This is a genomic window from Mesorhizobium sp. BR-1-1-10, assembly GCF_020165595.1.
GTDB classification, from domain to species: Bacteria; Pseudomonadota; Alphaproteobacteria; order Rhizobiales; family Rhizobiaceae; genus Mesorhizobium; species Mesorhizobium australicum.
Genome location: NZ_JAIUIL010000001.1, coordinates 354004 through 367963 on the forward strand (window position 1 = coordinate 354004; position 13960 = coordinate 367963).

Genomic DNA, 13960 nt, shown 5'->3' on the forward strand with positions numbered 1-13960 from the left:
AACTCCGTGAGAGCCAGACGGCTATCCGGTGGCCGGCCATCTGCGAGATTGCGCGAAGCATTCTAAAGCCTTGGCGTCCATCGGTCGGCCGAGCGCGTAGCCCTGCAGCAGGTCGCAGCCGAGCTCTTTCAAGATGCGCGCATGCTCCATCGTCTCGACGCCCTCGGCCACCACTTCGATTCCGAGCGACTTCCCGATCTCGATGATGGATGACACCAAACGGCGTTGCGGCAGCGAGCTGGTGATGGGTGTGATAAGCTGGCGATCGATCTTCAGTCGGCGCGGCTGAAGCTTGAGCAGACTGACGATCGAGGCGTAGCCCGTGCCGAAATCGTCGATCTCAATGTCGATACCGAGGTCCTTAATGTGCTCGATGTTCCAGGCCACGAGGTCGTCATTCTCATCGAGGAAGATGGACTCGACAAGTTCGAAGGAGACCGTACCTTCGCGGATGTTGAGCTTGCGCAGGCCATCGATCAGGTCCTTGTCCTCAAGCCGGCGTGCCGAAACGTTGACCGAAACGTGTGGAATGTCGAGGTGCTGAAGCTGCCAGCGCTCAAAGTCGGCCAACGCCCTTTTGAGGACCGTTCGGTCGATCAGCGCGACGACGTTCAGTTCCTCCGCTACCCTCAGAAAGACGTCAGGACCCAGGATCCCGCGCGTCGGGTGCTGCCAGCGTGCCAAGGCCTCCACGCCGACAATGTCCAAGGTGTCGGCGTCAAACTGCGGCTGGTAGAAAACGATGAATTCGTTGCGCTCGAGACCGCCCAGGATCTCGTCGGCGGTCCGCTTGGTCTGCACGATTTCACTTTGCAGCTCGTCGTTGAAGAACTCGTAGCGGTTTCGGCCCCGGCTCTTCGCCCGGTAGAGGGCGAGATCGGCGTTGACCAGGAGCTGCCGTGCGTCGAACCCCTCGCCCGTATTCGCCGCAATACCGATGCTGACGCCGAACCGGCATTGGTGGCCACGAAAATCGACGGGTTGCCGCATCTCATCGATGATGCGGTCGGCCAGCGCGGCGAGCTCGGCGTCGTCGCGCCCGGCGCAAATGACCACGAACTCGTCGCCGCCAATGCGTGCCACGAAGTCGGCTGGTCCCGCATTAGCCGTGATGACCTTCGAGGCATGCATCAACATGGCGTCACCGGCCGCGTGTCCGAGCGTGTCGTTGATCTGCTTGAATCGGTCGAGATCCAAATGCAGGAGCGCAGTTCGTTCTACCCGACGCGTGCTCGTAGCCAGCATGTCGTCGAGATAGCGGCGGTTCGGCAGCCCGGTGAGCGAATCGTGGAGCGCCACGTGTTCGATGCGCCCCTTGGCCACTTCAAGCTCGGCGTTCCTGAGTTCCGACAGATGCCTTTCCCGCACAAGGTTTTCATTGAGCTCGACGTCGCTTGTCACGTCCCATTCGGCGCCGATCATCCTGGGCGTCTCGTTGCGCTCCTGGAAATAGGTCGCGCGCGTGCGCACATGCCGGATCTCGCCATTCGGATGGACAATCCGGTATTGCGAGGAATAGGGGCCCTTCACCGCCGCCGCGGCATCGAAATCCTGCTGCGCCCGTTCGATGTCCTGAGGATGAATCACTGACGCCCAGTCATCATAGCCGCGCGGCTTCCGGTCAGCCGGCTTGCCGTAGATTTCGTTGACTCGGTCGTCCCACACCAGCTCGTTGGTGGCGATGTTGTGCTCCCAGACACCGATCCCCGACGCATCCAGCGCGAGTTCCAGGCGACCGGACAATCGCCTGAGCTCGGCGAAGTTTTTCTGCCTTTCGCCGAACAGCCGCCCCGCAACGAGAATGGGCAGGACGACAAGCGCACCGGCAAACAGCATGATCGCCCGCAAGATCCAGGGATTCTTCGCCGATGAGGCCCAGCCACCTTTTGGGATCGCGGCGATCTGCCAGGAACCGGACGGCAGGTGCACCGTCTCGGTCACGGGGTTGGCCCGCGTTATACTCTCGCCACCGAAAAAGCGATCACCAGTCCCGCCAAGGCCGTCCTTGCCGGTCAGGCCGATCTCGATGTCGAGATCGACGTCCAAAAGGCCGCTTGCCCTATAGAGGCGCTCGACGTCAACGACGGCCGAGACGATGCCCCAGAAGCGCTCACCACCGCCCGCCGTCTTCACGAAGACCGGAAAGCGGCCAATGAAGCCGTGGCCGCCCTGCGCCAGGTCGACCGGACCGGCCAGCACGGGCGCCCGCAGGTCGCGCGCTTTGAGGGCGGCGGTGCGTTGGGCATCGTTCTTGCGGTAATCCAGGCCGATGGCCTTTTCGTTGCCAGCCATTGGATACATGAGCGAGATAACGAGGTCCGGCGCGCCGGCGATGTTGCGCAGTTGAGATTCCTGCTCAAGCAGGTTGCTTGCCAGCGCCGCAAACCTCTGTTGCCCCATATAGGGCTCGGTCACGATCGCCGAAACGAGGCCGCGCGTAAGCTGGAGATTGCCGTTGATGTTGCCTTCCAGCTTGGCCCTTATGATGTTCACTTTGGCCAACACGTCGGCGCGCGCCAATTGGCCTGAAACGAGCCTGCTTTCCCGGTCCGCCAAAACGGCGCAGATCACAAGGACCACAAAAGCGATCGCCGCCGGCACGTTTGCCGAAGAAAAAAACGACTGTCTCAACCGGCTGAGACTGGATGCGGTGGTGGCCAATTGACCCAAATACCTTTCCCGGGACTAACCCTCGGCCGACCCTAGTAGAAAGTACTTAAATTTGGTTTTCCATGATGCCGGGCAATTTCAGCATTGGGTGGCGCTCGCAAAGGGTCACGATCCGGCAGTGGGATCTCAAACAGCGGCACTCTTGCAAGCAGCGCTCCCGACGAGCATGCCCCACCTGCCTGGACGAGCAAGACGCGGCGCCTTCTGGGTGCATCGGAAAGGCAATTTGACGTGCCTGCAGGTTGGGAGCGGGCCGGCGGCCCCCGTCACTCTCACTTTCGATATCGCGCCATAATAGCGCTGAGCCAGTTGAACAGACTGATTTCCTCAGGTCGCCCCTCCGCCTCCTGAATGGCGGTGCGCAGCGTGAGCTCCACCAGATCATCTGCAGCCTCGACGGATTGCGCTCGATAGGAGCGGGCGACCAATCTGAGCGCGGCAATCAGGCGTGGATCTGTTGCGTCGGAAAGTTCATCTGCCGCAAACTGGAGAATTTTTCGGCTATCGGTTTGGTCTTGAAGCATGACTTCCATGGCTGTTCTGGGGCGGTTGTCACCGGAGCCGCGCTGACCATCAACGGAGGCGCGAACGCATAAAGCACCAGAGTCAATTTTGAAGCGTCCGCAGGCCGGACTGATAGAGCCGTTTACAGACTAAGCCGGGCATCGGACCGAGCAAGCTCAAATGATAAGTGAAGGGTAGTTGGTATCAATCCGACAATCGAATTGCCTCTGCCACGGGCCCCAGCTGGTGCTCTGGATTACCGCAATAGGGCGTGCCATCTACCAACATGCTGCCGGCTTGCTTTGAAGCGTCTTCACTTGGATTTTCTCGCTGCTTTTGAGCCTTGTGCGCTTGCAGCAGATGCTTTGACATCTTTTGATTGGGCCGCGACTGCCGCCAGCACCGGTCGGCTTCCGCAAAACCTGCTCGCTGTAATGACGTCTCGACCCCCCGCTGTGTCGCGTATCACCGCTCGGCAGTCGGAGCAGTAGGACGGCGCGTTAGCAGCATTTGAAGAGAGAGGCTCAGCCTGACCAGCTTCTTGTCATTCTCGTCCCGAATTTCAATCGCCAATTGATGTCCGTCGACGCCCTTCAGCGAGTCTCTAGCCAAGTCGATTAGACCTGCTAGCGCCTCGTTTCGTGCGGCTTCGATCCCCCCACATTCGATGCCTGTCTCATCTTTGATGAGCGCATCGCTTTCATAGGTGTCAAAGAAATATCTCGCCATCGAACCCACCTCCACCCTCACAAGCTCGTCGCGTTCCTTTGGTGAAGGTAGCCGGTCTCAAAGTCTCCGGCTCGAACGAGGCCAGGCCAGTCAACAGCGTGAAATCGGGAGCCCTCGGTAACAACCAGTCCGTCGCCTCGAAGATCCTGCAGCGTTCGGTTCACGTGCACGGCCGACAAGCCCAAGGCGTCGGCAAGTTCCGCCTGCCTAATCGGAAGCTCCGCCACATGGTCCTTGATAAGCCCCATAGAGCGAAGGCGGACGATGAGTTCGCACAGAATATGCGCCATACGGGCATACGCGTCGCGCCTTCCAACGTTGGTGACCCACTCTCGATATATAGCCGCGTCGATCAGCGTCGAGCGCCAAAACACCGTCGCTATCGAAGGATGTTGGTCGCAAATGGCCCGCAGCGCATCATGCCGCATGAAGCCAACGCTGACGCGCGTGAGTGGTGTGAAGGTGCAATCCAAAACAGACAGATGCATTCCGTGCAGATCAGGAATGTCGCCCGGAACAAAGAACGACGTGATCTGCCGTTTACCCTCCCCAGTCAATTTTGTGGACCCGACCAGACCCTCCAGGATGACAAATGAATGGGTGGGACGATCTCCTTCGCGCACAATGTCCTGATTGGCCTGAAAGTCCCGCTTCTGGAATTGAATTCCCTCCAATATACCGATATCTGAGTCCGTCAGATCACAGATTATCTGAAGCTTACGGGTCAAAATGCTCGGGGAAGTGGCCTGTGTCAATTTTTGTGACCGGATTGCGTTACGTGCCGAACTTGGGCCGGGCGCTAATGTTCCCCGCCCCCGGTCTGGGAAGGACCAGCTAACGGACCCGAGGCGTTTGCCAACTCAACGGCTGCAGTTCCGGGGCGCCTGGACCCTTCGCCAGAGCTTTCGCCTCTCGGACGAGTGATGCCCAATTCGTCCCGAGCAGCGATATGAACTCCCGCGCTGTGGCGCTGTGATTCCAGTCCCTTTCACGAGCTTTTGAACAATGCCGCGATCAGGTTCAAGCGTCATAGGACGGGATCCTGACTATAGACATTTGACGTATATTCCAGGCTCATTTCTCTCCCCGCGGCGAAGCCGAGGGCGTCGAAGTGCGTAGCGAGGAATGCTAAGCAGTTTCCGCTCGGGCTTTTCTTTATGCTGCGGCCGTCATGGGCATCGAGCCGGAACAAATCGGGTTGATTTCGGTTCGGAGAACCTGATCGAGGACCTTTCGGAGAACCTGATCGAGGACCTCATGACCACCACCTCCAATTCGCCAATGCGTCCAATTTTCATCTCCGGGCCCCCGATGCGCACGAGACGTAGAACCCCAGCCCTCTCGCTCGACGTCTCGCAGCGGCAGACACCTCCTCCTCGGAGAGGCTCAGAACTGGTTAGGAACCGGCAGACCTGGCTCGCGCAGATATATGGGCGGCCGTGATGTCGCCGTTGTCGCGGTTGGCCGCGCTGAGACGCATCCTGGGGAGCAGCCTGGGGCCGTTCGATGCATCAAATGGCCTCGGGCTCGATGGCGAGAGTTCAGTGACTGATCTGACGCCGGAGCAATCGCGGATAGCGCGAGGTCTGCTGAATTGGCCGCAGGTGCGGCTCGCCGTGAAGTCAGGCCTCAGCGAAGGTGCGATACGAGATTTCGAAAGCGGTCGCGAGTGCCTGGCCCTCGTAAACTTTCAGCGATTCGAAATGCATTTGAAGCGGGCGGCATTCGGTTCTCCACAGATGGCCCGATCAAAGCACAAGGTGAAGCATCAGCACTGGAGCAGTGCCCTGCGACCCGAGAAGGCGGTTAGGGAAATGCAGGCCGCCCCTTTGAAACCCAAGCAGACCAAATGCTGTAGCCGCGCGTGCGGTAGCACAGGGCAGGAACGACGCCTTAGCGAGCCGGGCGCGCTGCGGGCGTTTGGAGCGCGGGTGCGGCGGCAGCACCGGAGCAGAAGTTCGGGAAAGCCAACAAAGCCGCGGGATGAACCGGGAGCGAGCCGGCGGCCGCGGGTTGACATCGGCATCGACGCAGTGATCGACATGGTTCCGACCTCTGCCACAGCAAAGGAGAACCTCATGCCTTCATCCACAGCCGGATCAGCCGTGCGGAGCCCGATCTGGCCCTTTCAGCAGAGCTATGCCCAGTCACCGGATCATTTCTTCGCGCGTGCCCCTCTCCACCCGGTTTCAAACCCCAGGCTAATCCGGCTGAACGAGCCCCTTAGCTCTGGAGTTAAGGCTTGATCCCGATCAGCTCGGGAGCCCTGCTGGGATCGCCGTGCTTGCCGGGAACAATTTTCCAGATGGACTGCACCCTATAGCCTTAGCCTACGCTGGCCACCAATTCGGCAACTTCGTCCCCAAACTGGGCGACGGACGCGCAGCACTGCTGGGCGAGGTCGTCGATGTGCACGGAGTGCGTCGGGATGTCCAGCTGAAGGGTTCAGGACCGACCCGATTTTCGCGCAACGGCGATGGCCGTGCTGCGCTTGGTCCGGTGCTTCGTGAATACGTGGTCAGCGAAGCAATGGCTGCGCTCGGCACACCGACCACTCGAAGCCTTGCGGCGGTGCTTACCGGGGACCCAGTCTACCGGGAGCGCCGGCTGTCAGGGGCCGTGCTGACCAGGGTGGCAGCGAGTCATATCCGTATCGGCACTTTCCAATACTTTGCCGCCCGCAACGACATAGAAGCGCTGAAGCTCCTTGCCGATTATGCCATCCAGCGTCATTTTCCTGATGCGGCCAGGAAACCGAGATCTTACCTGGCTCTGCTCGAGGCTGTGATCGCGGCGCAAGCGGAACTGGTGGCGCGGTGGATGTTGCTCGGCTTCATCCACGGCGTCATGAACACCGACAACATGCCGATATCCGGAGAGACGATTGACTATGGACCGTGCGCGTTCATGGATTCATATGATCCGCAAGCGGTGTTCAGCTCCATCGATCAACATGGCCGCACGCCTACGGCAACCAACCTCGGGTGGCAGTCTGGAATCTGGCACGCTTCGCCGAGACTCTGCTGCCGCTCCTGAGCGAGCGCGAGGGTGAGTCAATCTCGCAGGCCGAGCAGGCACTAGGGGAATTTCACGCTCGCTACGAAGCTATTTTACATCGCGGGTTCAGGGCTAAGCTTGGGCTGCTGAATGAAGCTGAAGGTGACTTGGACCTTGCCAACGATCTGTTAGATGTGATGGCGCGTGGGCGAGCGGATTTCACGCTCACCTTCCGCTTGCTGGGAGATGACCTCGACATCCCTGGCGCCCAAGCTACCGCGAGGCGGCTGTTTGAGGATCCCGGCCCCTTCGATGCCTGGTCGATGCGCTGGCGAAATCGCTTGGCGCGGGACGGCGGCGCCACCTCGACGCGCAAAGCCGTGATGCACGGCAGCAATCCCAAATTCATTCCTCGCAACCATCGCGTCGAGGCAATGATCAAGGCTGCGGTGGAGGACGATGACTCCGAATCTTCGAGCAATTGTTGGAAGTCGTGTCACGGCCGTTCGAGGAACAGCCCAAACTGTCCTATTACGCGGACCCACCTAAGCCGCACGAGGGCGTTCTGCAGACCTTCTGTGGCACGTGACATACGCCACCAACACGACTGAACTCTGTAGGGCCGCGGTCAAGCTAACGAGGCAGGCCTCAGGACGCGGGCGGCCGAGGCCTCTCGGAGCCAGGCGAAGGATCGATTGCGTCCGCCACCATCTCCCTCTTGGAACTGGGAAGGACCCTCATCAGCAGGATAAAAGTGGCGAGCACGAGGCAGACAGCGTTGGTGACTATGATGGGCCATTCGCCTTTGATGATGCCGAAAGTCAGCCACAGCGCGAAGCCCAGCACAGTGATGGCATACATCCACGCGGATATGCCAGCTGTGTCCCGGGTCTTGATGATCTTCCAGGCTTGAGGGGCAAAACTGGTCATTGAGCACAGCGCTGCCAGCGAACCGATGAGCGTGACCTTTTCCACGCAACCAACCTCCAACGGCAAAGTCTTTGGTACCGAGGGCACAGTGCTTCCCCAGTTGGAAGCCGCCCAGAGAGAAGCCAATCACAGCACTGGCCGCGATGGCCAGGGACGCCCTGCCGCACGGGGATGTTTCCACACAATCTGCCAGCAGATCAGAGCGGTTCTGGAGGTGGTGATCAGGTTCGAAGCTCAGCCGCTTTGAGCCGCGACAGCAAGTCGCGGGACGCTTGGATAAGGCGCCGTGTCTCCTCAATGGTACGAAGCAAGTCATCAGCGCTCGCCCGCGCCCGACGGATACCGAGGTGAGCTGCTTCCAAATAAACCTTGCGTGCTTGCCGGGGATCACTCATCGCTCGCCTTTATAGGTTGGAAGGAAGCGGAAGAAACTAACGTGTGTTAGGCAAGCGGATCTTTTTGACACCGCCATCCCGTAGCACCAGTGCGTCTGGGCAACAACGAGCCCTGACAGGTCGTCCGTCTAGCCGGCGGCTGACCGGTGACGCTGGGCGGCAGAAGGTGCGGTGCGTTGACGAAGCCAGGGTTGAGGCAGTTCGAACCCTGTCCAGAGGGATCTTCCAACATGCAAATTTACAGGAAATGAGCTTGAGGGCGACGCCGCCGGAGCGCCCAGATTGCCGCCGAGGCTCAGATAGACGGTGTTATTCGGGCCAGACAACGGTCACCTCGACGTAATCGAGCACGCCAGGCACCGGCGCATTGGGCTTGCGAACGGTGACCTCGGCTTTCCGGATCTGGGGAAAGCGCCCGCTGAGAGCCTTCGCGACTTCCAGGGCCAGCGCCTCGATCAGGAAGCGCCGGTGTCCGGTGATGATCTCCTCGATGACGGTGAAGGCGACGCCGTAGTTGACGGTTTCCCCGATGGCGTCATCGACGAGCGCGCGTCCCGGCTCGACGGTGAGCGAGGCATCGACATAGAAGCGCTGCCCCAGCGCTTCTTCCTCGTCCAGCACGCCATGCCGGGCAAAGAAGGCGCAATTCTTCATGCGGATGACGTACATGGCTCAGCGTTCCGATCCGGTTTCCCGCGCCAGCATAGCATCCGCCACCGCCAGCGCGTCCACGTTGATTGCGACATCATGGACGCGAAACAGATGCGCGCCCTTGAGCCGGAGAATGACGCTGGTCGCCGCCGTGCCGGCCGCCCGGTCGGCGGCGTCGCGGCCGGTGACGGTGCCGATGAAACGCTTTCGCGACGTACCGGCCATCAGCGGGAAGCCGAGCGCGCCAAGCTCGGCAAACCGTACCATCAGATCGAGGTTTTCCTCCGCCGTCTCCTTGGCGAAGCCGAAGCCGGGATCGAGCACGATATGGCCGTCGGCGACACCTTGCCCGCGCCCGATTTCAAGCGATTTTCCCAGGAACGCCAGCTGGTCGGCGATCACATCGGGCAGCTTGTCGCGATCCCGTCCGGTATGCATGATGACGAGCCCGGCGCCGGTTTCGGCCGCCACCCGCGCAATGTCGGGCTCACGCTGCAGACCCCAGACATCGTTGACGATATGCGCACCGCTCGCATGAGCTAGGCGTTTATCTTGTCAAAGTGGCCGTCAGGAAGTGCAGACCGTCAGCTAGCCATCGTCCTTTGAGGACAGCCGAGCCACCGTTGACTGAGTTTGAATCAGCGGTTTGGCGCACTGAGTCCGAAGCTGCCTTGCAGTATACCTCAGATACCTCAGACGTGAAGCGGCATGCACTCGGTCATCGTCTGGGCCACACCATTGCCGCAGGCGCTAGACCAAAGCCATCGGCAGATATCGAATCACAACCTGCTCCTGGCGGAACCGCCGCTCCAATTCCGAACGCCGCCTTTGCCAATCGGGCAGATCGACTTCGTGAGTCATAACCTCGAAGATGACGATCTCGTCTGCTCCCTGCCTCCACACACCTTCCGCAGGCGCGCGCAAATACGCGGTGACACCGTCGAAGCGGAGCGCGAGCTCCTCCTTCACACGGTCAAACTCTTGCTTGGCGAAGGGCTTTCCTGCGTTGTCGGCGCGAGGTAGCAGAATCTGGACCAGATGCATGTTTGCCCCTAAACCTCGCAATGCTTGCCTAGAGCCACTTCTTTGGAATGCTTGGCCTATGGTCGTCGACGGGCACAGCCGTCCAGCCTCGTGCGAGCTCTGCGCAGGTCTTTACCCCGTTGATCCTACCGAGTATCGGCGGAGCATAAGACGGTGGGGAGCCAAATACCGTGCTCCGAGCCATCTCCTGTGGGCCCTAGCTTCAGACGTCGAGCAGGCCGAGGTACAACCTGTCGGTGCTAACGTCGGTCCTGGTCTCCTCCGGGACGGAAAAAGGATTGGAGTTCCTGCATGTCGACGCTTTCATCGCCGTCCTCGTCGACAGCGTTGAAAATTCGCCCGATGAAATCCTGAACCTCCGTCCGCGACAGTGTACCATCACCGTCGGTGTCCATGATGGCGAACATGATCCTCATTTTGGCACCCTGCATCATATCGGCTCCCGCCCTGCGGCCGTGCTTCATACGTCCCGTATCACGATCGCTCATCTCGTCGTCCTGAAGCCTTGGGCCCCTGTGTCGCCAATCTGCCTCGGGGTCTCGATCCTTTGCTGTTTTTTCCTGCAGCATCTCATCCATCATCTCGCGCATCATTTGGCGCATTGCTTGCTGGTTCTGTCCGGCTTCGTCCGCCGTCCGATCCTGGGCTGGTGATGCGGGCTTGGGAACATCCGCCGATTGCGCAAAGGCGGACGGGGCGAGCATAGCGAACGCGGCCGCCAATACTGTAGTCGTGAATGCTCGTGTCATTGGGTTTCTCCATTAACTGCCACGCCGACCACCCGGCGTGCTGTCCAAACCAGCAGGTCGGTTCATGGTTCCTAGGCATCGGGCGCAAAAGCGGCCTAGCTCCGATTATCTCAGCAAAGCGCTGGCTGTCTCTGTCGGAATCGACCTTACCGATCACCTGATCGCTGCGCAGATTTGCCAGCGGCGCAACAAAGATCGGTCTTCACCGATTTTGCCGAACTAATTGAACCCACATCGACAAAGGTGGCGCAGATTCCGCAGCCAGTTCCGAGAGTGCGGCTGGATGAAACATTCCAAGTTGGCGGCAACGGCATCGTCTCCGGCCAACACCGGCCGCTTCCCGGTCGCGAACGCCGCGTGGGTGATGCCCTGCGAACTACCGTTCAGCAACCTGACGGCTTAGATGGCCACGAAGCAGGCGGATGTTGCGGTTGTTCGACTTGTAGTAAACATCGAAGATCGATCCGAGGACGGGCACGCTTCCCAAGACGGTATCAAACAGCACATTGCCCAACATCCGAGCAACCAACAGCTTCCCAGCGCCGCATTTGCGGGCTCGCAGCACAATGTAAGCCGAGATCAACCCGGTTGCTGTATCTCCCAGCACAGGCACCAGGCCTACCAGAGCATCCAGTCCGAACCGAATTGGCGTTCCCGGGATTCGCCAGCGCGAATCAAGCAGCACTGCCAAGAGGTCGAGCTCGGCGATTGCCCTCGCAGTCTGGCGATCCACAATAGGCGTTTCGCTTGTCCCTACTTTCCGGCTGCCATGGCTCGCTCGATCCAATCTCCTCGGTTTCGCACCTCTCCAGTCCGCTTCCGTCATGTGGAATTAGCTTTGTATCGGCCGGGAAGGCACGTCGTCGAGCAGGTTGGGCTGGTCTGGGACTTTTGTTCGGTGGTCTGCTGGGAGGGTGCCGTCGGGGGTCATCTGGTTAACCGCATCGGGCAAATCCCTGGTAATCCTTGCAATCAGCTCCTCGCGCGAGAGGCCGGTCTGGCGGGAAAGTGCTTCCAGTGTCTGAGCGTCAATCGCCGTTTCCACCTCGTGCGCCTCGATCGGCTGGTTCGGCCCAATGCCAACCCAGGAGTCCACCTTCGACCCGGCACCTGCATTTCTAAAGCGGTCAAGAATATCGCCCAGCACGGTGCCGGATAGGCCCTTCGACACCTGGTCCAGTATCCCGCCTTGCGGATTATTGGGATCGCGCTCTCCCGCTCCGCGGATCGCCTCCGCGATCTTGTCGCGGTTTTGATAAGCCAAAACCCCCAGCATAGCGATCGCAAGTCTTCCTAGATTGGCCACTCGTTCCTCCTGTGGTTTCGAACATGGAGAAGGTCTCGCCCTGCCAAAAGTTCCGCGATTGCCAGCAATATCAGGAAGGGCTTGGCAATCCCGACCGCTCCCCAGCCGACCATGAGGCCTGCCCGCGCGAGACGGAAGGTCGAGACGGTAAAGACAGAGCGCCCGAGCCGGTGCTTAAAGTTTCAGCTTTGCCCTCAGTGCATCTATGCGCTTAGACGCCTCTGCCTTGCTGAGGTTGTCTGCAAAGCTTTCCTGATCCTCAGCCTGCTCACACAGGGTTTTCAGATAGGACTCCTGGGACGGCGTCATCGGGTCGCCACCACTCACCCATTGGTCAGGATCTTTCTCGACGTTTGCATCGGTTTTTGCGCGCAAGTCTTCCATTGCAATCTTCTGTCGTAGCCTAGGGAATGCGTTTGATCTCTTTTTGTTCCAATCGTTTTCTCAAAGCTGAGGCTCGCTTAGGTTGGGCTGGGGTGTCAGGCACGGCGGCGGCCAGCATGCGCGAGTGATAAAGCAAGAAACGGCCTTCCCCATTAAGCGTCAGCTTGCAGTTTCAACACGAAATCCCTCAATTCGTAACCGCCCGCCATATCCGCAACAGCTATGAACTCATTTTGGAGTCGCTGGAATATCGTGGCCTGTGACCTGCCATCGAGTTCATCGGCACTTCGACCCAAAACCAGCAAACCGCCATCGACAACTGTCTTTGCCACGGCGGTTACCGCGCGTTCGATTTGAAGACGAGGAAAGTTCCTCGTCCCAAGGGCGTTCATCACGCGCACGACGTCATACCGCACTGGCGAGGGCGAAAAAAAATCATCTCTGGTTGCCATGAAGCGACCGTCAGACTTCGTCTTTGCAATGACATCGGGATGAAAAAGCGACACGCGAGTTCGCGTTGCAAAGCTGGGGGACAACAGCCAGGCGAGAAACTCATTTGCCTGCTTGCTACGCAATGCGATAGCACCCAGCGCTACCTGAAGGACAACATTGTCGCTGTCGTAAAAGACCCAGCACACCCCTTTCCGGGCAGCGCTAATCTCATCGTAATAGTCGCTTGCCGTCAGCCTGACAGGACGCTCCTGGCTTAGCCTGTTGAACAGTTCCAACGAGGTGATGCCGTCAGAGGCCGCCATATCGTGAACGGTGACTTCCTTATCCACAGGTAGCCGTCGAGTGGCCGATATGATGGCCGCATCCAATTCCAGAAACCGATCAGGCCGAGTTGTTTTCGAAGTGAACGGCCCAGCTGGCATAGACGCCAATATGCGCTTTCGCTCTTTGGCATTGGGCGTCGAAAGCAACCTTGCAAAAGACGGCGCTAATATTTGCATGGACATCCGCCTTAGCACGCGGCAGGCTGCCTTTGAAGGCGAAGGTTTGAAACTGGGGCTGTCCAGCGCGATGGTAAAGGGCAGGGAAACCGCGCGAGGGAAGCGAGCGTGGTAGCTCAAGACCGATGTGACCTCTGCTGCGCTATTCGATCATCGTCATGAACTAAATTCGGTTGCCTTCGTTTAGCAATTGGAAAGAGGGCGGGCAGCTTGATGCTCAGTCGACATCGCAAGTTCATTTTTTTTCAAAACAATCAAAACGGGCGGAACGAGTTGCGAAATCGTGTTGTCGCGATTTTGCGGCCCCAAGGACGTAATCACCTATCTGCCGCCGCCCGATGAACGGCTGCGTCAAAGCTTGGGAGGACGTCCTGAGCAGCACAATCGAGAAGCGTTCCACAGACGATTGGCGGGAAGGTTGCTCGGCGGAAGACGGAAACGTCGATTCAACCACAATATCTCCGCGATCGAGCTTCGGGCCGTGCCTTTGCCACTGCCGTCCCACCGTCTGCGTCCGGCAGTACTGTTTCTTCAGCGCCGCCGGCGCCATCGGCATGGCCGTCCATCAGCTCTGCCGAAACCGGATAGTCGCCAATCGCGGTGCGCACCGCCGGCTTGAATCACTGCGTCCGACCGTGCCCAGGCCGC

General features: G+C 59.4%; 13 protein-coding genes and 2 pseudogenes. 1 reads left to right on the top strand and 14 read right to left on the bottom strand.

Features of this window, described 5'->3' with window-relative positions; genetic code table 11:
• Nucleotides 1–21: 21 nt before the first annotated feature.
• The 4 genes from LB555_RS01570 to LB555_RS01585 all read right to left on the bottom strand — a co-directional run bounded on the left by LB555_RS01570 (nt 22) and on the right by LB555_RS01585 (nt 4658).
• Nucleotides 22–2670, bottom strand: a complete 2649-nt coding sequence (locus LB555_RS01570) for an EAL domain-containing protein (RefSeq protein ID WP_411970740.1) — start codon at nt 2668–2670, stop codon at nt 22–24.
• Nucleotides 2671–2942: 272 nt separating this feature from the next.
• The gene (locus LB555_RS01575; protein WP_140877387.1) at nt 2943–3203 is read right to left on the bottom strand and encodes a hypothetical protein; all 261 of its coding nucleotides are present in this window, start codon (nt 3201–3203) and stop codon (nt 2943–2945) included.
• A gap of 436 nt (nt 3204–3639) precedes the next feature.
• Nucleotides 3640–3903 (bottom strand): DUF6894 family protein, encoded by a 264-nt coding sequence (locus LB555_RS01580; protein ID WP_015316685.1) that lies wholly within the window; start codon nt 3901–3903, stop codon nt 3640–3642.
• Between the two features lie 17 nt (nt 3904–3920).
• A complete protein-coding gene (locus LB555_RS01585) occupies nt 3921–4658 on the bottom strand; it encodes a Crp/Fnr family transcriptional regulator (protein WP_140877385.1) in 738 nt (245 codons plus the stop codon).
• Between the two features lie 1323 nt (nt 4659–5981).
• Between LB555_RS01585 and LB555_RS01590 the strand changes: the two are divergent.
• Nucleotides 5982–7489: pseudogene (locus LB555_RS01590) on the top strand (protein adenylyltransferase SelO).
• A gap of 59 nt (nt 7490–7548) precedes the next feature.
• On the opposite strand, the gene LB555_RS01595 reads toward LB555_RS01590, so the two are convergent.
• The 10 genes and pseudogenes from LB555_RS01595 to LB555_RS01640 all read right to left on the bottom strand — a co-directional run bounded on the left by LB555_RS01595 (nt 7549) and on the right by LB555_RS01640 (nt 13868).
• The gene (locus LB555_RS01595; protein WP_140877383.1) at nt 7549–7875 is read right to left on the bottom strand and encodes a SemiSWEET family sugar transporter; all 327 of its coding nucleotides are present in this window, start codon (nt 7873–7875) and stop codon (nt 7549–7551) included.
• A gap of 659 nt (nt 7876–8534) precedes the next feature.
• Nucleotides 8535–8894, bottom strand: a complete 360-nt coding sequence (folB, locus tag LB555_RS01600; RefSeq protein WP_015316682.1) for a dihydroneopterin aldolase — start codon at nt 8892–8894, stop codon at nt 8535–8537.
• Between the two features lie 3 nt (nt 8895–8897).
• A pseudogene (folP, locus tag LB555_RS01605) lies at nt 8898–9422 on the bottom strand (dihydropteroate synthase); the annotation flags it as partial.
• A 204-nt stretch (nt 9423–9626) separates the two neighbouring features.
• On the bottom strand, nt 9627–9920 hold the full coding sequence (locus LB555_RS01610) for a hypothetical protein (protein ID WP_015316681.1): 294 nt from the start codon (nt 9918–9920) through the stop codon (nt 9627–9629).
• 239 nt (nt 9921–10159) lie between these two features.
• Nucleotides 10160–10669 carry an EF-hand domain-containing protein gene (locus LB555_RS01615; protein ID WP_083882994.1) on the bottom strand — a complete coding sequence of 170 codons (510 nt, stop codon included), beginning with the start codon at nt 10667–10669 and terminating at the stop codon, nt 10160–10162.
• 376 nt (nt 10670–11045) lie between these two features.
• Nucleotides 11046–11495: a DUF4112 domain-containing protein gene (locus tag LB555_RS01620; protein WP_140877381.1), complete on the bottom strand. Its 450-nt coding sequence runs from the start codon at nt 11493–11495 to the stop codon at nt 11046–11048.
• 6 nt (nt 11496–11501) lie between these two features.
• Complete coding sequence (locus LB555_RS01625; protein WP_224682179.1) at nt 11502–11975, bottom strand: YidB family protein; 474 nt, start codon at nt 11973–11975, stop codon at nt 11502–11504.
• Between the two features lie 174 nt (nt 11976–12149).
• A complete protein-coding gene (locus tag LB555_RS01630; protein WP_140877377.1) occupies nt 12150–12359 on the bottom strand; it encodes a DUF3072 domain-containing protein in 210 nt (69 codons plus the stop codon).
• A gap of 152 nt (nt 12360–12511) precedes the next feature.
• On the bottom strand, nt 12512–13432 hold the full coding sequence (locus tag LB555_RS01635; RefSeq protein WP_140877375.1) for a hypothetical protein: 921 nt from the start codon (nt 13430–13432) through the stop codon (nt 12512–12514).
• Between the two features lie 115 nt (nt 13433–13547).
• Nucleotides 13548–13868 carry a hypothetical protein gene (locus tag LB555_RS01640; RefSeq protein ID WP_140877373.1) on the bottom strand — a complete coding sequence of 107 codons (321 nt, stop codon included), beginning with the start codon at nt 13866–13868 and terminating at the stop codon, nt 13548–13550.
• Nucleotides 13869–13960 lie beyond the last annotated feature (92 nt).